Below are 23,413 nucleotides of genomic sequence, written 5' to 3'. Positions count from 1 at the left end.
GTAAGCGTGATGCTGAAAGAAAAATTTTCAAGGGTAACATATAAGGATATCATCCACATCTTCAAGTTCTTATTCGCGCTGCCGCTTTCAGCGGTATACCGCATAAGGCGTGGGAAAATGTGGTTGATATCCGAATACGCCGGCGAAGCACGCGACAACGCTTATAGGCTATTCCAATATCTTAGGCAAGAACATCCAGAGATCGACGCAGTCTACGCAATAAGCATAAATTCATCAGACTTTAAAAAAGTTGAAAATCTCGGGGAAATCGTCTCCTACAGTTCGCTGCGTCACTGGGTCTATTATCTTGCCGCTGAAGTCAACGTCAGCTCGCAGAAGGGAGGCAAGCCAAACGCTGCGGTATGCTACCTCTTTGAGGTTTCCGGCCTTTTAAAAAACAAGAGGGTACTGCTTCAGCACGGCATCATCCTCAATGACGTAAAATACCTGTATTACAAAGAGACAAAAATCAGCCTCTTTATCTGTGGTGCGAAACCTGAATTTGAATTTGTGAAAAAACGTTACGGCTACCCTGAAGGAAGCGTCGTCTGCGCCGGAATGTGCCGTTACGACGCTCTGATAAATGAGAAATCTGGCAGTGACGGAACTATACTTGTAGTTCCGACATGGCGCAAATGGATAGCGCATGGAGAGGGCGCAGGACATTTCACGGACACTCTTTATTTCAAACGCTGGCAGGAATTTTTAAATTCGCCCAAGCTTGAAAAAATACTCGCAGAAAACGGTGTTCGTTTAATATTCTGCCCTCACAGGAATATGGAAAAATTCCTGAAATATTTTTCGTACGGCTCGCAGCTGATAACGTTGCTACAGTGGAGTAGTGCCGACATACAGAAACGCATCTCTGCATCGCCGATGCTCGTCACCGATTATTCAAGCATATCGACGGATTTTGCCTACATGCATAAGCCGCTCATATACTATCAGTTTGACGCCGAAGAATTCAGACAAAGGCATCTCGAACCATCGTACTTCGACTACATGGAGGATGGTTTCGGACCGCTCTGCTCTACTCTTGACGAACTGCTTTCCAAGATATCGGCCTACGCCGGAAGTAACTTTGCGCCTGAAGAAAAATACACAAAAAGGGCGGCTGACTTTTTCGCCCACATCGACAATGGGAACTGCGCGCGCAATTACAATGCTATAATGAAGCTGTTGGGGAGGGGACGCTGACGATGTCGGATAGGCCGCTTCTAAGCATTATCTTGATAGCTTACAACCACGAAAAATACATCCGCAGAGCTCTTGAAAGTATAATCATGCAGCGCACGGACTTTCCCTTTGAAGTCCTCGTGGCCGAAGACTGCTCCACCGACTCTACGCCTTCGATACTCAAAGAATATGCGGCACGCCGTCCGGACATCTTCAACCTCATACTTCATTCGCAAAACGTCGGTGTCGTTAGGAATTCACGTGACGCGAGAAAAAGATGCCGCGGCAAATACATCGCAGTACTCGAAGGCGACGACTACTGGACCGACCCGCTGAAACTGCAGAAACAGTTCGACTTCATGGAGAGCCATCCCGATTTTTCCGCCTGCGCGCACGAAATATCATTTATCGACGACGACGGGAACGAGCGGGAGGGCTTTGCCTTCGACCACTTCACAAAGGAACAGGTTTGTACGATAGCGGACGTAGAAAAAGGGCTTCACGCTGGGCAGAGTTCGACATTGATGTATAAAAATGTTTTTCTAAGCTTCACCGAACAGCAGGATGAAGATTACTGCGCCTGCGAATGCATACCCGACTTGAAGCTGATGCTGCTTTTGACTCTTTACGGCCCCGTCTTTCGCATCAATGAAGCGATGTCCGCATATCGCTATGTAACGACCTCGGACAGCGCGAGCTGGAGCGCGTACAGCCACAACAACAACCTGTCGCTCTCTTACTTCAAATGGGCCGACGAATGCGTAAAAATGGCCGATAAAGTCTTCGGGAGAAAAATAGAATTCAGGAAATACCGCATTGACGTTGGATATCACGCTTGGGTAGAGTTGCTTAAGAACCCAACACGGGAAAATGCTGAGATATTTGCCGAAGTGTTTGGCAAAAGCAAAAACAAAACCGCAGTCATAGCGCGCATAATAACGGGGACTCTATCATATCCTATAAGAAAAATTAAAAAAGCCATTAGGCGAAATTATAAGATTCTGTAATTTATGAAATAGCCTCTCCAAAGGCTCGAGAGCACATAAGCGCCTCGTATAAGACGACGCTCCCATGAAGATGCTGTACCTCATAATTTCCCCTGTCCAGCATTCTTGCCACCTGCGCTCCTTAAGACTACCATTCCTGTTTCATCAGTTTAACCTTCTGCCCGTTAGGCACGTAAATATTGTTTTCTCCGTCCCCTATACGCAATCCGTTAAGCTTAGCCTGATCGATTGCGGGCAGCTCCGTCCAGGTTATCCCATCTGAAGTATAGGCATATTTGCCGTTTCGCCGGTCAAGATATGAACCTGTTGGGAGCACAGTATCAAGATAGGCATAACTATGGAATCCCGGCGGGTATTTGGCGCCCCAACGAGTATCCCTTCCTGCCTTTTGAATCGCCGTTATTTCGTTGAACGTGGCAAGATCGGCACTTGTTATATTGCTGTTGTCGGTTTTTTTAAATGTTATTATGCTGTACATTTCCCCTTCTGCATGATTGTAACCCAGGTATGTAAGATCGGCGGTGTAGAAATAGTACGCAACGTTTGTAAATCCGGCGGCAGAAAGGGCGTTCCCATTTTTATAATTCGTCCCAATCGGAACAAATTCTGACCTGATGCGGTTAGCTGCCGTGATCTTCTGTCCTGTTTCCGGGTTTATGTTACCTATCTCCCATATTGCATAGTTCCTACCGTAAATATCGATTTTAAACGGCAGACCATTTCCTTCAAAGAACAAGGACGGCCTATAGTAGCTCGAATAAATCACATTGCCCGTCGTTTGTTCGCTGTCATATTCTGTAAAAGGCGTTTCCAGCGGTATGCGTGCGAACATCTGAATCCATTGTGTACTGTGGCTTGTAACTACCGTATCATCCGAATATTCATCTACAAAACGGTGGACAACTACAGGCGAGCCCATCTGCACTTCTATCGTCTGCGGGTGTAGTTCGTTATTCCGATTGGGATCCGGCACCCAACGCCCTGTGTATATACCTACATGGTCTATGCATCGAAAATATGGACTGAACTGTGCGTAGCTTGGTTTCAAAGGGTTGCCGCCCCAGAAAACAAGGTCTCCTGCCTGTAGTTTGCTGTAGTTTATGCCCGGGTCTATTTCCCAGCCGTTTTTGTAAAACCATCGTGACAGCCCTTCCAAATAAAGATGGTTCGGATATTTTCCCCAGCCATAATACCTCGCGCCACGCCATGGGAACGAACTATTAAAATATTTGGATTGGAAATAATCAATTCCGTTTATAGCAAGCACGGCTAGTGTCATACAGTCTATCTGTTTTATGCCAGCTTCGGTTACCAGACTTTCTGCCGGTGGTCCTTCCAACGTATATGTATCCTGTCTGGAAGGCTCCTGCCCATAGACCCAGCCTCTACCTAAGTAACTCTCAGCCACACTGACCAATTGCCTTGCCGCTTCTGCGTTGTTTTTCGGTCTTTCGCTGGATTCCAGATAAACAGGTTCCTGGCTATCGCGCTTTGACGGGATAAACGATGTGGCCGCTGATCCCTTTTCCAGCTTGTAAAGGTGCTTATAGCCAAGGTCATAAATGGTAGAGCGCAGCAGTGTATCGTTGCTGTCACGCACGGAACTCGTAACACGGAACCAGGCAGCCCCATTTGGTGACGTAAAGGTATAGCCTCCTTCTTGCTGCTGCGCAGCCAGATTTGGAGCCCTTACCCCCAAGTATACCTTGTCAGCGTCGAAGAATACTAAAAATCCCTTACATGGACCAAGGGAACGGAAAGTATAGGCAGCCCCACTCTCTATGGGGAAGAAATCTGAGTGTATATAGGACAACCGCATACTTTCATTATTCAATATCTCTCCAGTTGCCCCCAGAACCGCACCTTCTGCCCATAAATGTCGTCTGTGGCTGATAAGATTTTCGTTTGCCATATGTAATTCCCTCCCATAAACTAAAATTTGGTTGTCTGAAAATTATAACACTTTAATGCACTACTACCGTAACGATAACCGGCTCAAATATTCTTTTGTGTGTTTTGGCAGTGTCACTCCACAAAAAATTTCTCTCCTGTGCGTATATTATTTAATTTATTATCATCTGTTTAACTAACTTAAATTTATACTTGTTATAAAATTCTTTTACACAATCTCCTGCTACAAGCCCGATTACTCCCATCATCATAGCGCCTATCAAGTAAACCGTTATTTTCTGTATGTCTGTAAGATTTAAAGGCTTAGCAACTATGCTGACATACTTAGTAACAATAAAATGATTTAAATACAAAGTTAAGCTCAGTTTTCCCAAGGAACTAAAGAAATCTCCGCATACTATTTGACTCAGGTAACTTTTCGAACTGAAAGAAACGGTAGTAGCTATAGCAATAAACAATACATTAACGAGATCTAATTTCTCTTTATAGAAAAAGAAAATGTGTGAAAAGACAAACAGCCATAAAAAACATTCAATGACTGTCAATATAACACGCCCTTTTTTGGTGAAATTTATTCTATCCAAATAATCTGCGGCGGCGTAACAAAGACATCCTAGAGATATCGCGAGAAACGCCCTAGGCAGCGCCATGTAACACCCCCCCCCCCCAAGAATAAGATATATCAATGTTCTTATAATTGTGTGACATAAAACCATAACCTATAATAGTAATAAAAGGGACAATAATCAACTGAAATTTATCTTTTAAAGCCTTATTTAACGGATATATTACGATCATTACAATAAACATAGCCGAGATGAACCATGTATGTCCTATCGACTGAAAATGATATATACCGGACATTCTTAAAAACATAAGCTCCCAGATAGAATAAATCAGGTTGTAGTAAATATCGGCAATACCGTATTTATAAATAAAGCACTTACTGACAAATGCAATAAACCATGCGGAAACAAAATAGGGGAAAATTATTTGTATTTTGTGAAGTATGAAATGGATAGTATCGACACCTAACATATTACTTTCGATTTTATCTTTCTTTGCAGTAGAATGGGCAAGCAAGTATCCAGAGACTATAAAGAAAAACTCCGAAGATACAAAACCATATTTACCTATCAAATATTCACTATTAGAAACACCTATTACATTTATATGCTGTAAAACTATTACTATTGCAAATAGAAATTTCAGTAAGTCAATTATCGCATTGCGTTTAAGCATCTGCATTTCCAGCACTCCAATCTAAATTGATACCGCCATCATAGTTTAGCATTGTGAAACATATGTCTTAAAGCGGAGATATGAAAAGATACGTAATTCCACTCTTGGCTGTTTTTTATTGTATCATATGCATCAGCAATTTTCTGTCGCGAAGTTCACATCGCTATCTTTCAGCAGAGGGGCTTTCTTGTCTTTTTCGGATAACGTCGGCTCCGCAGTTAAATGCCAGTCTACGGCTATCTGCGGATCGCTCCAGGCGATCGAACGGTCCTCCCGTGGGCAGTAGAAATCGTCGACCTTGTACTGAAGCTCGCAATTTTCCGACAGTGTCAGGAATGCGTGTCCGAAGCCCTTTGGAATCCACAACTGCCTGCGATTCTCCTCGGAAAGCTCCACAGCGACCCATCTCGTATAATATTTCGAGCCCTTGCGCAAATCCACGGCGACGTCAAGGATACGCCCTCGCGTGCAGCGCACGAGTTTCGTCTGAGAGTGTGGGTATCTCTGGAAATGTATTCCGCGCAGTATCCCTTTTTCTCTTGAAAGGCTGTGTCCATCTTGGACAAAGTCGGCGTTCAGTCCAATCTCCGCAAGCGTGCGCTTAGAATATGACTCGCAGTAATAGCCGCGGCTGTCCTCAAAATATTTAGGTTCGAGAAGAAACACTCCGGGCACTTCGAGCTCTGTGATTTTCATGGCAGTCAGTTTCCTTTCTATTTTTCGTTTGCGGTCGTGAGAAGATACTGAGCGTAGTCCGTTTTCCCCAGCTCTTTTGCCATGGTCTTGAGCCTGTCGGCGTCGATGAATTTCATCCTATAGGCTATCTCTTCGAGGCACGCTATATAATAGCCCTGCCTCGACTGAACGGCTTCGACGAACTGGGCTGCTTTCAGCATGCCTTTCGGCGAGCCCGTGTCAAGCCACGCCATGCCGCGCCCAAGAAGCTCCACCCGCAGCTCTCCCATGTCTTTATAGGCGTTGTTGATGGAGGTTATTTCTATCTCCCCTCTTCTTGAAGGTTTGACGTTTTTTGCTATCTCTACGACCCTGTTGTCATAGAAATAAAGACCCGGCACGGCATAATTTGATTTCGGCGCGGCGGGCTTCTCTTCAATCGAGATGACTTTGTTATCGGAGTCAAATTCGACGACGCCGAATTCGCGCGGATTTTTGACGGGATAGCCGAAAATTGTAGCGCCGACTTTGCGGGAGGTCGCGTGATTCAAGATGTCAGACAGCTTCTGCCCGTAAAATATATTGTCTCCGAGGATCAGGCATACATTTTCGCTTCCTATGAAATCTTCGCCGAGGATGAAAGCGTCGGCGAGGCCTCTCGGCTCTTTTTGTACCTTATAACTGAAGCAGACGCCGAAGCAGCTTCCGTCGCCGAGCAGCCTCTCATACTGGGCTATGTCATCCGGCGCCGATATCAGCAGGATATCCCTGATGCCGGCAAGCATCAGGACCGAAATGGGGTAATAGACCATAGGTTTGTCGTATATAGGAAGCAGCTGCTTTGAAACGGATTTAGTTATCGGGTAAAGACGAGTCCCCTTGCCGCCTGCCAACACTATACCCTTCATAGTTTCAAAACTCCTCTCGTATTTTATAGAAAAAGCCGAAGCCCTGTTGTCAAGGCTTCGCCCTTGTTGGTTTATTTCGCCAAAAATTCCTTTACGCACTCCGCCACGGTCGATACGTCTTCATAGGTCAGGCGAAGGTGCATCGGCAGCGAAAGCAGATGGTCGCTTGCGTAAGCGGCGTTCGGGCATGTACCGGCCGCGTAGGCGTACATCCTGTACTGCGTATTGTCCACATAATGGACGCCGGGGTATATATCGTGTTCGTTGAGGTATGTCATCAGCCCGTCTCTGTCGCTTATCATTATCTGATAGAGGTGGCGCGCCGATTCGCAGCCTTCGGGCACCGTGATGAATTTGATTTTATCTCCGCACGGCATGAGCATCTGATCGTACCATGACGCGAGCTGACGCCTGTAGGCGTTGTCCATGTCGAGATGCGGCAGCTGCGCGAGCCCAATCGCCGCGACAACGGAATTTCCGTGATATTTGTTGCCTACATACTCAACGTCGTAGCGCCATTTGTAGTTGCCGCCCGTCGAACGCGAATAGGTGTCTTTATTGATTCCGAGCCACGCTTTTCTGCGCGCTATCTTGTCAAATTCCGCCTCTTTGAAGCATAGCATACCGCTGTCGGCTGTCGGCAGGTTTTTGACCGCTTGGAAGGAATAGTTGACGACTTCGGCTTCCTTGCCGGGAATCTCACCGCGCAGGCGAGTGCCGGCCATATGAGCTGCGTCAAGTATCAGTTTAAGGTTGTGCTCTTCGCATATCTTGACGACCTCTTCATATCTTCCGGTGTTGCCGCCAAGTCCGACGAAAAGGACCGCGCGCGTTTTGTCGGTGATGTGCGCGCGGACCGATTCCGGGGCGAGACAGAGCGTATCGTCTATGTCGGCGAATATGGGCTTGAGCCCTGCTAACAGGATAGCGTGATTCGAGGAAATGAAGGTCATCGGCGTCGTGATGACTTCGTCATCGTCCTTCCAGTCATAACCCTCCTTCAATATGTCGAAAGACAGGTTAAGCGCCGCTGTAGCGGAGCCGAGATAATAGGCGTTCGGCAAAGAGGTGTACTGCTTCCATTTTTCTTCAAATTCGACCGTCTTAAATCCCATGCCGGTCCAGCCTTTTTCAAGGCATTCTTTGATTTCCGAGAGACAGTTATCGACGTCGAAGGTAGGTACGAACAACTGAATAGCCATAGAGCAAATTTTCCCCTCTTCTTTTTATTTAAACTTTACATTCTCGAGCCACACGCTTCGTATAAAGATTATACCGCATACATGGCAATTACAGGCATAATTTTATCTCCTCAGCAAAAATCGCGGAGGCCTTTTCGCATCCGGCACTATCAGCATCGCCACGGCGGCCGCGCAGAAGGAACATAAGATATAGATCGGCAGCAGGATATAATAGCCGACATTCCATCCGACGACCGGAAATATTATCGTGAACACCCTGTGATTCAGATAGAGAGCGAAGCTGAGCTCGCCGCAAGGCAGGAAAAACCGTTCGTGTTTATCGAAAAAGCTGGAAGCCGACGATCCTCCACTGAACGATAGAGAAACAGCGACCGCAAGCAGCGCGATAAGCAAAAAATCAGCGAAAGACCTACCCTTCATGAACGAATGCAGCAATACCGTAAGATAACACAGCAACTCGAGGGCGGAAAGAGCTGTCGCGTCAAAGTTTGATTTGCGAAGCTTAATGGAGAGCGTGAAACAGAAAACCCCAAGCGATATACCGCCGAAGGCTCTCACAAGGCCGCTATAAAACGTTCCCTGCCATTTATAAGGATTTTCAAGGCTGCCCATTGTGAAAAAGAGCCATCCGTATGACAGCACAGCCAGCAGCATAAATACGCTGTAATGCGATTTATCTTTTACTCTGAGTAGCATTGGGAAAAGTACCAGCATCGATATGACCATCGCGGAAATGTACCATGTAGGGGTGTTTACCCAATAGCCGCCGATCCCGGACATGCGCAGCAACATAAGCTCGGGAAGCGAACGCACAGCACAACTTGCTATCTGCGCTGGGGCGCAGTCGCAGATTGTCATCCTGACAATGAAGGACACCATAAAGGCGAAGAGTAGACAGGGATATATCCGCAATATCTTGCGCCTTATAAACGAGCATGTATCATAAAATACCGAACCGGACGTGTATTTCGAAACGTTTTTTGCCATTAGGAGACCAGATACTATGAAGAAGAAATCTACGCCGATATACCCGCCCTGAAAGACCGACGTCAAAGAGCGCGTCGGCGTGAGATAGCAGGAATGATACAGCACTACCGCAAGACAGAAGACAAGCCTCCAGAATTCGATTGAAACTGCCATGTAAGCAGGATCAGGAACTGCAGCGCGATCATGCCCTCGCAATGTCAAGCCCTCCGCTAAGCTACTGCGGCAGCTGGGAGTAGAGAATCTTTCCCGCTCCGCTGCGGGGCAGCTGATCTATAACAAAGATTTTAAAAGCCGTGCGTAGTATTCCAGTCGTATCCGACAGCAGAGAAACTACCGCGTCTGACAAGTCGTCGCGCGTGATGTAGACGCGCATTTCCTTGTCGTCGCCAGCGCAGGCACAGTCAATCCCAAACTTGGAATAGATAATTTTTTCACAGTCGTCCAGCCCCACCCTGACTCCAAAGAGCTTAAGGAAGCGGCTTTTGCGTCCAGTAATGAAATAGAAACCGTCCTCGTCGCGTCGCGCGATATCTCCGGTATGGCGGAAGCCGTACCACTCATCGCCCTTTAGAAGATCCTTGCGGCATTCGGCGTAGCCCATCGTGACGTTCGGGCCGCAGTAGCACATCTCGCCTTCGCCGGGACCCTCTATAAAATCCTTTTTATCGTTTATTATGAACAGCTCTCCGCCTGGAATAGCCCTGCCTATGCTTCCCTGCTTGGATATCGCGAACTCCGGCGGAAGGTAGGCCATGCGGGCGCTGCATTCCGTCTGTCCATAGGTCGCAATGAATTTCTTGCCTGTCCTCCGCGCGTATTCGGCGAACTCCAGATATATTTTTTCTTTAAGCTTTCCGCCGCCCTGTGTGAGTATTTTCAAGTGAGGCCATTCTTTGCCGGTAAAGCGCAGGCGTCTTAAGATTTCAAAACTGTAGGGAACTCCGGTGAAGACGGTGATGTCCTGAGCTCCGAAGAAATCCCAGAACTCCGGCGACATGAGGCTCTTCGACGTTGCCGCAACCGTAGCGCCCCTGTACAGATAGCTGTTGATGACAGAAAGCCCCATCGTATAGTACATCGGCAAATCCGCCATCGAGCGGTCGTCCTCGCACGCGCCGAAAAACTCTGACACGTGCTTCGCGCTCATCTCAAGGTTTATCAGCTTGTGTCTCACAAGCTTCGGGCTGCCGGTCGACCCAGATGTGCACAAAAGCATCGCGAGGTCTTTGTTGACGGGATAGAATTTATTGCCCGTCTCAGCCAGCACATAGCCGTAACGCCCAAAAATAACGCGGCATCCGGAGAATTCACCTTTATATCGATCGGGGAAGCAGATGTACGGCGGGGTGTACGTCTGCATTAAATTCGCCAGTTGAGTCCTGTCGATCCTGGCGTTGAGCAAAAGCGGGACGGCGCCGTTCTCCATGAAGGAAAGATAGCCGGCTATAGCGCCGACGCTGTTTTCGCAAAGGCAAAAGACAACGGCCCCGCTCTTTACGAAGCCCTTCATTTCGGACATGAAAGAACAAAGCTCCCCAAATGAGACGATTGAACCGAAATCGTCTACGAGCGCCGCTTTGTCCCGAGGTTTCGCTTCTAGACCTAAGTACAAACTTTACACCCCTTGCGCGAACAGCCGATGCCTGTTTTGCTCCCTTAGCCCATAAAATTCAATATATCCTGAACTGTAACGAATGTTCTGAGATTGTCTCTCGTGAGTTTCTTTGAGAATTTGTCCTCCATCAGCACTATAAGGCTGAGCGCCGCCATGGAATCCCACGTATCGATATCTTCGAGCGCCGTTTCAGGCTTCAATTCGCCTGCCGCCATATCAAGGACTTCTTCTTCGAGAAGCGCGAGTTTTTCTTTGATTTCCACTGTGTTTCCTCCTTGTTTTATTTATCCGAGCTTCGGATATAAACTATCGTTTAGAGCACCATGCAACCGTCGACGCCGAGAATCTGCCCCGATATGTATGACGCGGCATTGGACGCGAGAAAAAGGTAAACGTTTGCAATATCTTCCGGAGTGGCCATTCTGCCCAGCCCGATATTGCCGGTCTTTTCCTCAAAACGTCCCGACATCTCCGCCACAAGTCTCTTTGTAGCGACCATCCCGGGGGCTACGGCGTTGACCCTGATGTTCTGCGGCGCAAGCTCTTTTGCCGCCGACTTCGTAAGGGCGACGACGGCGCCCTTCGCAGCCGCGTAAGCGAGCTGACCGGCCGCACCGTTAGTCCCTACGATGCTGGCCATGTTTATTATACTACCGCCGCCGTTTCTGGCCATAAGGCGCGAGGCGTATTGAATCATCTCTATCATCGCGAATACGTCCACCTCAAACATCTTCCTCAGCTTGTCCTTTGAAATCATGCCTAGCATTTCGTATGAGATAATCGCGGCGTTGTTCGCGAGCGCATCGAGCCTTCCGCATTCCTTTTTTACGCGCATGAAAGAAGCCCTGACGCTGTCGGAGTCCGTTATATCGGCATTGACGTGTATTATCTCGCCGCCGGACTCCAGCCCCCTCTCCGGCGTTTCAAATTCCGCCGAAGGCAAATCGATAGCGTAGACGCGCGCGCCCTCCGACGCAAAAGCCTCGGCTATCGCTTTGCCTATGCCCCTTGCCGCGCCTGTGACGACGCAGACTTTATTTTCAAGCCGGAGCATTTTATTCCCGCCCTCTACGCTTTCATATCTACGCCGTAGCGTTCTAGGATTTTTATGCCGTTGAGATATGACCCGTAATGCAAAACGTCTTCCGTTTCAAACATGACGTCGAATATATCTTCCAAACGCGAAATCAGCGCCATGTGCGCGAGAGAATCCCACTTGTGGACGTTTTCGAACGTAAAGGAGTCGCTCAGGTCGCTCTCGGCGGCTCCGAAAATATTCATGAAGACCTCATTGTATTTGCGCAAGTTCTCTCCCATTTTACATTCCTCCTGTTGGTATCCCGTATACTATATATCAGTATAATCTATAACCCCTTCTCTGTAATACTCTTCTGTTTCAAGAACGGACAAAACCGCGTCAGGCGAAATGAACGCGTCGACTATTCCCCACGAGAGCCCGATGCCGAAACCCATCATGAAGACGCGCATCAAAGAGCTACCGCTTTTACCGCCGAGTTCGTCGCAGAGTGTAAGAGGGATGGACATCCCCCCGGTATTGCCGTACCTGTCTAAAGAACGGTGGACTTTTTCTTTCGGCAGCCTTAGCTTGCTTATAAGCTGCTTTACAATGTACCAGTTTGCCTGATGTATCGCGAAAAAGTCGTAGTCTGGCGCTGAAGCGCCAGTCCTTTCGAAGAACGCCTTCGCGGCCTTTGGGACGTCTGAGATAGAGAACTGGAAAACATCGGCGCCGTTCATTATCTGGTAGTAGGGCATATGCTCGCATTCGTCGCGCCCGATAAACGGCGTATGCGGCGCGGAACTGTCACGCGCGCCTCCCGCCGGTATGATTATCGCCCTGTATCTGTCCCCATCGCTCCAAATCCCGCCGTTTATCTGCGGAGCGTCCTCTTCTCTCGCGAGCAGTACCGCAGCACCGCAGTCGCCGAAGAGCATCGCCGAGGATTTGTCGTTCGGCCACATAGCTTTACTCGACGTCTCCGCGACGATCACAAGAGCCATTTTCATGTCCGACGAAGCCATCATCGAACAGGCCGTCTGAAACGCGCAGACAAAACCGGAACATCCGAGGTTGACGTCAAAGACCGCGCAGTCCTGCGAAAGCCCAAGCCTGTGCTGCAGAACGAAAGAGGTGGCGGGGCGCTTGTAGTCAGGCGACTGAGTCACGAAAATCAGAGCACCGACAGAAGCCCTGTCGATGTTCTTTTCGCGGAGCAGCCTTTCCGCTGCCTCGAAGCCGAGGTCGGAAGCGGTCTGCTCTTCGCGTGTTACGTGCGTTTTTTCTATACCGGTGAACGCCATGAATTTATAGACGTTCTCCTCTCCGAATTTTGGGATGTAGCTCTTTATATCAACGATCTGTTTCGGCACAGCCACGGAGATTCCTCTGATGGCTATATTGCTGAATTTAAAGTACGGCATTTTTAATTCTCCTTTTCCGACGGCGATACAAGGCCATCATCAAAGCTTTCATCTGTCTGAAGCAGCGGCAGTATATCGCTGACATTTATTTTTGCGTCGACTATCCCCCACGAAAGGCCGACTCCGAATCCGCACATCAAGGGCCTTATTATTCTGTTTCCAGCCTCTTTGCCGTAATATTTGGTAAGGGCGGTAGGAATCGATGCTGAACTTGTATTCGCAAATTCGTCGATAGATACGAGCATTTTTTCCATTGGGAAGCCAGTGCGCTTAGCTACCTGCTTCATGACATATAAATTGGCCTGATGAAGCACGAGGCAGTCATAATCGTCCGGAGTTGTTCCGGCGTCCATCATGAATTCTTTTATCATTTCCGGAACATCGTTTATAGTGAAATTAAAGACTCCAACTCCATCCATCAGCGAGCCGTACTCTTTCCACTTTAAATGCCTTTGGTGCGAGTTAACGTGTATGATAGATTTGAAACGGCTGCCGTCAGTCCTGTACGCGCAGGAGATTGGTTCCGCATTCTTGTTGCTTTCCATAAGCACCGCCACGGCTGCGTCTCCGAACAGCATTTTCCCAGAGTCGTCTTTAGGGTAGAGCGTGTTAAGTATCTGATCCCTATATGCCGTATCTCCCAGCAAAAGCAGCGCATATTTCAATTTAGAACTCTGCATCAGGCTGGCGGCGATATTTATGCCATTTACAAAGCCGGAACAACCAAGGTTGACGTCAAAAGCGATGCTGTCTATCGGAAGCCCCAGCCTGAACTGCAACACACATGCAGTGGCCGGTTTGGCGTAATCCGGCGTTTGCGTAACAAAAACGAGCGCGCCGATTTTGTTAGGATCGATGCACTTCTCTTCGAGAATTTTCCTCGCCGCTGCGCACGCAAGGTCGGAAGTAGTCTGTTTTTCCGGAGAGACATACTGCCCCAGTACGCCGGTAGACTTCTTGAATTTCTGCACTGTGCTCTCACCCATCAAGGGCTTAAATCTATCCACGTCTTCCCATATAGTGGAGACAGCAGTCTCCATTGCCGAAATCCTAATGTCGTTAAATACTGACTTTATCATTTTAGCCCTCATATAAACTCCATGCTTGCGGCACTCTGCCTACGCCAGACGTCCACTGTCAATCGATATTGCGGTGCCGGTGATGGTTTTCGAATTATCGCTCAGAAGAAAAGCGCACATCGCAGCCAGTTCATCAGGCTGAACGACGCCAGCATAATGCTGCGCGAGATGCGACTCCGCATCGGCAGAGTCTTTCCATTCTTTGAAAAACACATCCATCATTCCCGTGTTCACCCATGTGGGGCGGATTGTATTGACCCTGATGCCTCTGTGCCCCAGTTCCTTGGCCATGCATCTCGTAGAAGCTTCCAAAGCCGCTTTCGACGAACAATAGGATAGCTTCGCTTTATCACCCAGCAGGCTTGCGACAGACGACACGGCCACTATGCTTGCGGGCGTTGTGACGTTTTTTTTCTTAGTAATGCATTTTGCAAACTCGACAAAGGCATAAAGATTTACCGTCATTACAGCGTTTATATCGGAAGTTCTCAGCATAGCGAGCGGGCGCATCTGGGAAAGTCCCGCACTGTAAACGAGGCCAGAGAATGGCCCTATATCCTTCACAGCGGCGGCTACTACAGGCTCTATTGTATCTGTATTGTTGAAATCACAAACGTAATAACGATGATTCTCTCCCTCCATCACGGACAACGTTTCCTGCAACTTGTCCTCTCTGCGCGCCGCTATTGCTATATTTGCCCCGAGCTTGCTCAAATATACGGCAACGGCTCTGCCGATACCAGAAGAAGCCCCTGCGACAAATATTTTTTTGCCTGTTAAGTCAAGTGGGTTTAACATTTTTCTACTCCCGTCGCAAGCCAGCAAATCATTCTATTGAACAATATTCATAATGTTCAGTCTTCTTAAGTTCATCCCATGTAGCTCTTGTCATTGCGGTTATTGCGACATCATGGAATTTTCCGTATTTTACGACATGCTGCTTCAAAACGCCTTCCACGTCACAACCTGTCAGCTTTGCAAGCTTGACCAGCTGCCTATTATCTATCATAACATACGAGTAAAACTTATTGAGCCCGAGTTTGTAGAATATATAGTCACGCATATTGCAACGCACATCCATTATCAGATTCAGAGACCTGTATTTTTTTTCGGCGATAAACATAAGCCCGGCCTCGCACCTTTTGTTGACATAATCAATGTCGGTTATACAATTCATTCCCACTGGAACGCCGTCGCACCATATTATCCAGCGCATCTGGGTTTTATCTTGCTGTAACCTTTTGAACCATTCTCTCTGCTTTTCCATATCGACTTTAACGTCGTTAAAAAGATATTCTGTGATATCAGGACGTGCCCTCCACTCCATCAGGCGTTCGAGGTCGTTTTCCGTCACTTTTTTCAGTTCTACTTTCATATGCAAGCACTCCCTATCTCTTCAGATGTCTTTCATCAAGTTCTTTGAAGAAGGCATCCCACTGCGAACGAATCAGCGTTTGATTGTACTGATCCAGAACCCAAGAGCTATCCTGGTTCTCCACGGGCTTGATAAACTCCTCGTACGTCATCTCGGATATCTTATTCGTATCAAATACTTTTATCCCCTTGTCGACAAAGAATTTATAATATTCGCTCGTCCCGGGCAGAAATACTTTCTTGCCCATGTAAATCAGCATATAGATATTCGCTGCGCCGCATATCCTCTCGGAACCGAATATTGCAATATCCACATTCCACAGTTTTGCGGTATATTCGTCAAGAGGAATCACGCGCGTGAGAAGGTCCAGTTTCTCGCCAAACAGCCGCGACGCTTTCTTTTTCACCATATTGACATATTCCCAGCCGCCGTACTGTCCGTTTAATCCGCTGTCCCCGTATGCCATCGGGATAAATATCTCTATATCTTCATCCGCGAATTTCTTCAAGCTGTCCAGAATCTTAATATGGTTGTTGAACTGGAACATGTTATGCCCGATCTGTATCCTTATCGGAGAATCCTCCGGTTTCTGCGGCGGCCTCACCGCATCGATGGCGTCGTTGGAATTTCCGTTTCTCCTTGTAGGCAACGCTATGTACACGCACTTAGCGCCGGTTTTAAACTCGCTCTTGAATCTCTCTTCATCAGTGGGAGCGGTCATTACGATGTACGGTATTACCTCCCTGATTCTGTGATTCAGCTTGTTTATTATCTTGTCCTTAAGACAGTTCTCGTCTCTCTTCCACAGCCAGATATCTCCGCTCCACTCGATCCAAGCAAGCTTTTTATGGAATTTCCTGAACAGCGCGAGAATCGCGACAGGCAAAGTACCTATAAACATACCGTGAATGATGATATTGTCCGCATTTGAGAAAAGGCGGTATAGATAACGCGCTTTTTTCAACTTGCCTCCCTCGCAAAGGTAGAGTATGTCGTCTCTTTCGGCAAGCTCTGGCACATATCTCAAAATTGATTTTTCTCTTAATATCAGATATTTATGGTCGGCCGCGTCGGCACGGCTGTCAACCATTTTCCAGTATCCTCCAAGCGTGTGCGGCGTTCCAAAGAAGATATATAGATATTTTATATGCTTATTATTAAACGCTTTTTTCGACGGTCTGGAATTTACATAGTTATAAAAACTCCGCCATTTCTCCAGTACAGCCTGGTAATCAAGCCTTTCTGTCGCCCATTCGAAAACTTCATCCGTTACTGGCAGAGGGGCGATAAACTCTTCGAATTTCATGCCGGGTAGCGCATCGCTCTCAAATACAGGATAACCGTTATCCTTTAATAGTTTGTATAAAAAAGTGCTCCTCGGCAGGAATATCTTTTTCCTCATGCGAAGCAGATAAAGTAGGGCGTCGGCATTCAGAGGCCTGTGTCCCCCGAAGACGGCTATATCGACATTGCTGAGGAATTTAAAATACGTTTCTTCGCTTACGCGGCCGCTGTTGAGGAGCTTCGGGCGGAAACCGAGCGTTTTTGCACCGTAATCGGAAATAGATCGCCTGTATGCGTCCGACGACGGCGTGTCATACTCGTTGAGCATCGTATAGTGCATCGGCACGTACAGCTCTGCAATCTGATTCCGGCGCCCTTTTAAAAGTTTCAGCTTGTCTATCAGGCTCTTGTGCCCATTGTAGGTCAGACCGTCGTAGCCGAGAAGTATCACGGGCTTGTGCGGCGGCAGCTCCGTCAAGGCGTCGACCTTTTTGACAAGATCCTCGTATGAAGAGTACTCTTCGACATACTGCCCCTCGGTCTCAGCTTTGGCACGTGCCTCCTCTTCGGCCTTCGCCCGTTTATCGGCTTCTGTCTTTTCAGCTTGTTTCACCACTCTTTCGTACCAGGGCAGTCCTTCGTAGGAATCGTCTTCTTTCGCTTCAGAGATCTCATTTCCCACGCAGGTTTCGTCGAGGTCGAAGAGGCTCTCTTCATCCCCTTCTCCGCCGTGGCGCTCTGATACCGCTAGCACATCGCTGTCGCTCCTGGCATGCCCCTGCGCAGTACGGCCGCTCTTCGACGGCTGCTTTTTCGTCAGCCGGCTGGGCGCAGAATTGGCCGTTTTTCCACCAAGGAAGGTGCTTTCGGCGGTTGTTTCCCTGCTTTCGGGTATTGTGATATCGTCTGTCGACGATGTCGCGCGTGTAAATTCAAGGTATTTTTCTCCGTCTTTGCAGACCCACACAGCGGAACTCTTCTCTATCGCGCTTTCGACGCGGACTCTTCTGGCGCTGTTTTTAGTTTCTTTTTCCATCGCAAGAAGGCGATCGAGCTCTTTTTTCACTGCGGTGTCAACGAGCGCGCTACGCTGTTCTTCTTCCTGCGCTCTTTTTTCTTCGATAACGTTCTCCAATATCTGAACGTGCGGCTCAGATGGTGGCGTCGGGAGATCGAAATATTTATAATATCCGTTAAAAGAATAGCCATGTATCGGCTTGTCCGAAGGAAGAGACAGCCCGACACAGCGGATATTTTCTCTTATATATTTCTGAAGGCGGTTTTTTATTTTTTCTTTAAACGATTTGGCGGAAGGGTTTGCCCAGTAAAGCAAATCGGTTGAGTGTTCAATCCATACGGATTTTTTCAGGTTTCTCTTCCTCGCGCACGCTAAGGAAAGGGGGAAGCCGAAAGCTCCCTTAAGTGGCATCAACGAATGCCATACGATCACGTCCGCATTTTTCATTTGTTTTGCCACAGGACGAACTATCTTTAGTTTCTTAAAAAACGTATTTTTTGACGGCTTGTTTAAGAACATAAGCCAAGGAAAATTTAGTAGAACCGGATAATGTTTTGTTACATATTCTTTATCTGCCATTATCATAAAATGATGCTCTTTTATATCAAAGTGTTCCTGCATCATTTCTATTACACGGCATGTCCTTATTGTATCCGAGGGCAAAATATGCAGATAATTCAACTTAGCAGTCCTTTCCTTATCTTTATCCGATTTAAAATGGAAATGATTTAGTAAAAAACTTACATTAAGCGTCTGAGCCTAATCTCTGACACTGATATTTACCGTTGATGATATCCTTCACCCATTCGGTGTTGTCAAGATACCAGATTATTGTCTTTCTTATGCCGCTGTCGAAGGTTTCTAACGGCTGCCAACCAAGCTCGCGCTTTATCTTCGATGCGTCTATAGCGTAGCGCCTGTCGTGCCCTGGTCGGTCTTTTACAAAGACGATCTGCGAAGCGTAACTGCCGCTTTTTTTCGGACGCAGTTCGTCCAGTATTGAGCATATGATATGGACTATCTCTATATTCTGCTTCTCGCAATTTCCGCCGACGTTGTACGTTTCTCCAGGCATGCCTTTTGCCATTACCGTATAAAGGGCGGAGCAGTGATCGTCCACGAAAAGCCAGTCTCTTATATTTTTCCCGTCGCCGTATATCGGTAGTTCCTCTCCGTTCAGCGCTTTATGTATGATGAGCGGTATCAGCTTTTCGGGGAATTGTCTCGGCCCGTAGTTGTTGGAGCAGTTCGTCGTGAGCACGGGAAGACCGAATGTATGATGCCACGCGCGCACAAGGTGATCCGACGAAGCCTTCGACGCCGAATAGGGAGAGTTCGGCGCGTATGGGGTATCTTCTGCGAAGTAGCCGCTTTCACCGAGGCTGCCGTAAACTTCGTCGGTAGAAATATGAAGGAAGCGGAAGCTGGCCTTTGCGGCGCCGCCTAAAGACTCATAATATTTGCGCGCGGCGGTCAGCATCGAAAACGTGCCTTTTATATTCGTTTCTATGAAGTCGGCGGGAGCGTCTATCGAACGGTCGACATGGCTTTCGGCGGCCAGGTGGAAAATGGAAGAAATGTTGTATTTTTCAAGCGAATCAAAGGCGGCGTGCGTATCGCATATATCCCCCTTTACAAACGCGAAGCTCTCTTCCGGAAGCCCCTTGAGCGACGAATAATTGCCGGCGTAGGTCAGTTTATCGTAGGCGACCGCCCTATGTCCCTTTGAGATAAGGAAACGAACAAGATTACTTCCTATAAACCCCGCCGCGCCGGTAACAAGATATCTCTTTTGATTTTCCAAGAAGCTTTTCCCCACCTTCGAGATTTCCATATCAACTTAAATATTATCACGTTATCACACAAAAACTGCTCTAAAAAATATCAGAGGCAGAACAAGACAACGGCTCTATATGCAGGATTTTCCATATAGAGCCGTTATAGTCTCTTTATCTTTAACGTGTACTAACACTTATTGTGCGCTGCGGAGTCTGTCCGCGCGCGCAGCGGCCTTCGTTCTTATAGAACTTACCTTAGACGTCTTAGCGGCCTTATCCAGCCACTCTATCGCCTGCTGTTTGTCTTTTTCGACGCCCTTGCCAATTTCATAGTAAATGCCGAGCACATACATTGCCGTACCGTGCCCTTTTTCAGCGGACATTTTTATGTATTTTATTCCGGTGGCATAGTCTCTTTTTACGCCTTTAAGAGGATCCATATAAGCCTTTCCTAAAGCGTAAGCTGCGTTCTTACCTCCTGCGTCGGCAACTTTTTTCAGATAAGACAAACCCTTTGTGATATCTTTTTCGATACCGGCGCGTCCGTGTGTGAGGTACATGCCGGCCATATAGGCCGCAGGCATATTACCCCTCTCTGCTGATTTTTCGTACTGCTCAAGCGCTTCCTTAAATTTACCTTCATTTGAAAGAGCAACTCCCTGCTTGTATTCAGCGGATCCGTCAGAACTCAACTGAGACCCCTTGTTTGTGTTCCCCACGAAGTAGATGCCGCCTATTATTACAAGAACCGCGATGATCCCCATTAATATCTTTTTCTGCATTGAATCTGTTACCGCCATTACAATACTCTCCTTTAAAATTAGTGCATTTTTTATATTTCTGAAAGAACTATCCGCTTGTCTCTACAGCTTAACATAAGCTTACCCCGATCATCAACCCCCTGATGTCCTGCAAATCTCGTAATTTTTACACCCTATTATACCATTTGTCAAGGCAATTATTGTTTGTACATAAAGGCAGATTATTGCTAATTTCAAAACTATGGTTATAAAACGGCGCGACGGGCATCGAGAGGGAGTAGGCGTCGCGCCAAGCAGGGCGCGTCAAGATAAAGTGTGCCGCGCATTCCTGCGTCTTAGCGGCTCAATCGCGCCGCTGCACAAGACGCAGAGCTCTTGCAAAGCGTCCTCGCGCGCTTTTGGAAACGAAAGAAAAACGACTTAAGCGGCGGCTCTATACCGGGCATATGTACCGAAAGTCGATGACGCCTGCGCCCGATAACCATTCGCGCTCGGCTGACAGATGTGCGCAGGAAGAAAAATTTTTTATCAGGCTCCGCATTTTCCGTGCCGCTCGGCGGTTGTCATGCGTCTGTCTATCTTGACAAACGCCCGATATACGGTAAAATTCTTTGCGTACGCCGGTCGCGGCGCGCTTAGGGCGGTAGGATGGCCGAGTGGTCAAAGGCAACAGACTGTAAATCTGTCGGCGAGAGCCTACGTTGGTTCAAATCCAACTCCTACCACCATTTTTATTGATGAACGACAGACGCCGACTTAGCTCAGTAGGTAGAGCACATCCATGGTAAGGATGGGGTCCCCGGTTCGAGTCCGGGAGTCGGCTCCATTTGGAATATCAAGCCCCCGCAAGGGGGCCTTTTTTGACGCCCCGCCGGCTTGTCAAGGCTGTCAAACGCCTGTTATAATCAAGAACGGCGGGGCTTTTTTGTTTTTGGCGGCATGTCAAGCCTGTCAAAGTGTATCAAAGCCTGCCAAGCTTAAATCAGCACTAAAAGCTTTGATATTCGGCACTATAAGGGCCGTTTTAGTGCTTGACCGGGAGGGGACGCGGTTGCTGACCGAGTTGTCTGTGCAGAGTATGAAGCCGAAGGCGCAGCGCTTTATTAGAGCCGACAGGGACGGGCTTTATCTTGAGGTCGTGCCCGGAGGGCAGAAGTATTGGTGGTTCGTATCGCAGGCCGGCGGCAAGAGGAAGAAGGTGTCGATAGGCAAGTGGCCCGACGTGTCTTTGAGGCGGGCGCGGGAGCTGCTGGCAGTTAAGAAGCGGGAGGCGGGGATCGCCTGTTTCTCCCCCGCGGTGGAGGGGGTGCTTTTGTCCGAGATCGCGGAGGAGTGGTACCGGGTGCGCATTTCCGGTTTTTCCGAAGGGCACAGGGCGCGCGTCCGCCGCTGGCTCGACGATTACGTCCTGCCGAAGTTCAAGGGGCGCGCGCTGGCCACGATAACTGGGCCGGAGATTTTGGCGGTCTGCCGCGAGGCGGAGGGCAGGGGGCATTTTGAGACGGCGCATCGGGTGCTGAATGTTTTCAGCCAGGTTTTTAAGTATGCGATGCCTTTTTATGTGCAGGGGGATCCTACGGCCATTTTAGCAGGGAAGCTGGCGCCGGTCCGCACGAAGCATTTCGCGAGGGTGACGGACGCCCGGGAGGTTTCGGTCCTGATGCGGAGCATCAGAGGGTATCCGCGCCCGCGCGTGCGCAACGCTCTGCTGTTTTCGGCGTATACTTTCTGTCGTCCCGGTGAAGTCCGGATGGCGGAGTGGGGCGAGTTTGATTTGGAGCGCGCCGTATGGCGCATTCCGGCAGAAAAGATGAAGATGAGGCGGCCGCATATCGTGCCGCTGGCGAAGCAGGTGGTCGAACTGCTTATGGATCAGAAGGGACGCATCGATGCGGCGGGACTTGCCGGCAGGTTCGTCTTTCCGTCTGAGCGCGGGGCGTCGCGCCCGATGAGCGCGGACACGGTGCGGATCGCCATCCGCTCTATGGGTTTCGGCGCTGACGCGATGACGGCGCACGGCTTTCGCGGAATGGCCTCTACGCTGCTTAATGAGTCGGGGTTGTGGAGCCCGGACGCTATAGAGCTTCAGCTCGCGCATGTAGAGGGCAATTCGGTCCGCGCGGCGTATAACGAGACGACGATGCTGCCGGAGAGGGCGCGGATGATGCAGTGGTACGCGGATGAGCTGGACGGGCTGGAGAACGGTTTGCCATAATACTTATGCTCTCTGCGATTTCCACTGCCAAGGCGGAATAGCAGGACATAAGGCATAGCCCACCGCTTTCGCAAAGGGCTATAGTTATGATTGCTGTTTTTTAAGGTACTCCCTCATCTGTCTGGAGAGGCAGGAGGGACATGTGCAGTCTTTGTTTTTTGTGATATGTGACAGTACGTGAGAGTATAACAAATTCTGTGTAAACTCCATAGAGAAGAAAGCAAGCCTCCTGGATTGGTGTTAAGATAAATTCAATCCAGGAGGATATTTTTATGGCAAGACAGAGAAAACTGACACCGGAAAGAAAAGCGCTTATTCAGAGTCTCCTTTCCCACTACAAACCGGAAGACGCCCAGGACGTACAGGCTATGCTGAGGGATCTTCTCGGAGATACGATCCAGCAGATGCTGGAAGCCGAGATGGATGACCATCTCGGTTACAGCAAATATGACTACAAGAACAAGCATACAGATGACAGCCGCAACGGCTACAGCCCTAAAACAGTCACCTCTTCGGCCGGAGATATCCCGATCGACGTCCCCAGAGACCGCAAGGGTGACTTCGAACCGCAGTCAGTCAAAAAGAACCAGACCGAKAKCTCAAATATAGAGGATCASGTCCTGTCCATGTATGCAAAAGGCATGACGACCCGGGATATCTCGGCTCACCTGCAGTCTATCTACGGTGTGGATGCCTCTGCTGAAATGATTTCGCGAATGACGGATCGAATTCTGCCGA

Annotated in this window: 22 protein-coding genes and 2 tRNA genes; 6 read left to right on the top strand and 18 right to left on the bottom strand. The window is 48.5% G+C overall.

Annotation, left to right across the window (positions count from 1 at the left end; translation table 11 throughout):
* Positions 1–9 precede the first annotated feature (9 nt).
* Together EH55_RS07515 and EH55_RS13495 are read left to right on the top strand one after the other, a co-directional pair.
* A complete protein-coding gene (locus EH55_RS07515; protein ID WP_037976413.1) occupies positions 10–1,197 on the top strand; it encodes a CDP-glycerol glycerophosphotransferase family protein in 1,188 nt (395 codons plus the stop codon).
* A 2-nt stretch (positions 1,198–1,199) separates the two neighbouring features.
* Positions 1,200–2,183 carry a glycosyltransferase family 2 protein gene (locus EH55_RS13495; RefSeq protein ID WP_051682742.1) on the top strand — a complete coding sequence of 328 codons (984 nt, stop codon included), beginning with the start codon at positions 1,200–1,202 and terminating at the stop codon, positions 2,181–2,183.
* A gap of 127 nt (positions 2,184–2,310) precedes the next feature.
* Here EH55_RS13495 and EH55_RS07505 read toward each other — a convergent pair whose 3' ends face one another.
* From EH55_RS07505 to EH55_RS07420, 18 genes are all read right to left on the bottom strand, one after another.
* Positions 2,311–4,095 (bottom strand): NlpC/P60 family protein, encoded by a 1,785-nt coding sequence (locus EH55_RS07505; RefSeq protein WP_037976355.1) that lies wholly within the window; start codon positions 4,093–4,095, stop codon positions 2,311–2,313.
* Between the two features lie 151 nt (positions 4,096–4,246).
* On the bottom strand, positions 4,247–4,744 hold the full coding sequence (locus EH55_RS14435) for a hypothetical protein (RefSeq protein ID WP_037976353.1): 498 nt from the start codon (positions 4,742–4,744) through the stop codon (positions 4,247–4,249).
* Positions 4,731–5,342, bottom strand: a complete 612-nt coding sequence (locus EH55_RS07495) for an acyltransferase family protein (RefSeq protein WP_037976350.1) — start codon at positions 5,340–5,342, stop codon at positions 4,731–4,733. Before EH55_RS07495 ends, EH55_RS14435 begins: the two co-directional genes overlap by 14 nt.
* A 126-nt stretch (positions 5,343–5,468) precedes the next feature.
* Complete coding sequence (rfbC, locus tag EH55_RS07490; protein WP_037976348.1) at positions 5,469–6,032, bottom strand: dTDP-4-dehydrorhamnose 3,5-epimerase; 564 nt, start codon at positions 6,030–6,032, stop codon at positions 5,469–5,471.
* A gap of 17 nt (positions 6,033–6,049) precedes the next feature.
* Positions 6,050–6,919, bottom strand: a complete 870-nt coding sequence (gene rfbA, locus EH55_RS07485; protein ID WP_037976346.1) for a glucose-1-phosphate thymidylyltransferase RfbA — start codon at positions 6,917–6,919, stop codon at positions 6,050–6,052.
* A gap of 71 nt (positions 6,920–6,990) precedes the next feature.
* A complete protein-coding gene (locus tag EH55_RS07480) occupies positions 6,991–8,121 on the bottom strand; it encodes a DegT/DnrJ/EryC1/StrS family aminotransferase (protein ID WP_037976343.1) in 1,131 nt (376 codons plus the stop codon).
* 102 nt (positions 8,122–8,223) lie between these two features.
* Positions 8,224–9,261 carry an acyltransferase family protein gene (locus EH55_RS07475; protein ID WP_037976342.1) on the bottom strand — a complete coding sequence of 346 codons (1,038 nt, stop codon included), beginning with the start codon at positions 9,259–9,261 and terminating at the stop codon, positions 8,224–8,226.
* 61 nt (positions 9,262–9,322) lie between these two features.
* Complete coding sequence (locus EH55_RS07470) at positions 9,323–10,627, bottom strand: AMP-binding protein (RefSeq protein WP_201769357.1); 1,305 nt, start codon at positions 10,625–10,627, stop codon at positions 9,323–9,325.
* 137 nt (positions 10,628–10,764) lie between these two features.
* Entirely contained in the window at positions 10,765–10,986 is a 222-nt protein-coding gene (locus EH55_RS07465) for an acyl carrier protein (RefSeq protein WP_037976338.1), read from the bottom strand.
* Between the two features lie 50 nt (positions 10,987–11,036).
* Positions 11,037–11,777: an SDR family NAD(P)-dependent oxidoreductase gene (locus tag EH55_RS07460; protein ID WP_037976336.1), complete on the bottom strand. Its 741-nt coding sequence runs from the start codon at positions 11,775–11,777 to the stop codon at positions 11,037–11,039.
* 14 nt (positions 11,778–11,791) lie between these two features.
* Positions 11,792–12,040 (bottom strand): acyl carrier protein, encoded by a 249-nt coding sequence (locus tag EH55_RS07455; RefSeq protein WP_037976334.1) that lies wholly within the window; start codon positions 12,038–12,040, stop codon positions 11,792–11,794.
* 30 nt (positions 12,041–12,070) lie between these two features.
* Positions 12,071–13,165, bottom strand: a complete 1,095-nt coding sequence (locus EH55_RS07450; protein ID WP_037976332.1) for a 3-oxoacyl-ACP synthase III family protein — start codon at positions 13,163–13,165, stop codon at positions 12,071–12,073.
* A 2-nt stretch (positions 13,166–13,167) separates the two neighbouring features.
* A complete protein-coding gene (locus tag EH55_RS07445; RefSeq protein ID WP_081839492.1) occupies positions 13,168–14,256 on the bottom strand; it encodes a ketoacyl-ACP synthase III in 1,089 nt (362 codons plus the stop codon).
* A 27-nt stretch (positions 14,257–14,283) separates the two neighbouring features.
* Positions 14,284–15,042, bottom strand: coding sequence for an SDR family NAD(P)-dependent oxidoreductase (locus EH55_RS07440; protein WP_037976329.1), 759 nt, complete (start codon positions 15,040–15,042; stop codon positions 14,284–14,286).
* Between the two features lie 28 nt (positions 15,043–15,070).
* Positions 15,071–15,619 carry a GNAT family N-acetyltransferase gene (locus tag EH55_RS07435; RefSeq protein WP_037976327.1) on the bottom strand — a complete coding sequence of 183 codons (549 nt, stop codon included), beginning with the start codon at positions 15,617–15,619 and terminating at the stop codon, positions 15,071–15,073.
* Positions 15,620–15,632: 13 nt separating this feature from the next.
* The gene (locus EH55_RS07430) at positions 15,633–18,038 is read right to left on the bottom strand and encodes a TDP-N-acetylfucosamine:lipid II N-acetylfucosaminyltransferase (RefSeq protein WP_160170735.1); all 2,406 of its coding nucleotides are present in this window, start codon (positions 18,036–18,038) and stop codon (positions 15,633–15,635) included.
* Between the two features lie 628 nt (positions 18,039–18,666).
* Positions 18,667–19,725, bottom strand: a complete 1,059-nt coding sequence (rfbB, locus tag EH55_RS07425) for a dTDP-glucose 4,6-dehydratase (protein WP_037976324.1) — start codon at positions 19,723–19,725, stop codon at positions 18,667–18,669.
* A 168-nt stretch (positions 19,726–19,893) separates the two neighbouring features.
* A complete protein-coding gene (locus EH55_RS07420; protein WP_037976321.1) occupies positions 19,894–20,499 on the bottom strand; it encodes a tetratricopeptide repeat protein in 606 nt (201 codons plus the stop codon).
* 603 nt (positions 20,500–21,102) lie between these two features.
* Here EH55_RS07420 and EH55_RS07415 point away from each other — a divergent pair.
* The 4 genes from EH55_RS07415 to EH55_RS07400 form a co-directional block, all read left to right on the top strand.
* A tRNA-Tyr gene (locus EH55_RS07415) sits at positions 21,103–21,188 on the top strand.
* 22 nt (positions 21,189–21,210) lie between these two features.
* Positions 21,211–21,286, top strand: a tRNA-Thr gene (locus tag EH55_RS07410).
* 225 nt (positions 21,287–21,511) lie between these two features.
* Positions 21,512–22,675: a tyrosine-type recombinase/integrase gene (locus tag EH55_RS14430; RefSeq protein WP_051682740.1), complete on the top strand. Its 1,164-nt coding sequence runs from the start codon at positions 21,512–21,514 to the stop codon at positions 22,673–22,675.
* A 272-nt stretch (positions 22,676–22,947) separates the two neighbouring features.
* Positions 22,948–23,413 (top strand): IS256 family transposase (locus EH55_RS07400; RefSeq protein ID WP_037976319.1); only part of this gene is annotated, 466 nt, incomplete at its 3' end.

The organism is Synergistes jonesii, from assembly GCF_000712295.1.
GTDB lineage: Bacteria > Synergistota > Synergistia > Synergistales > Synergistaceae > Synergistes > Synergistes jonesii.
Note: the sequence above shows the minus strand (reverse complement) of the source record. Positions and strands in the feature narration are given on the sequence as shown.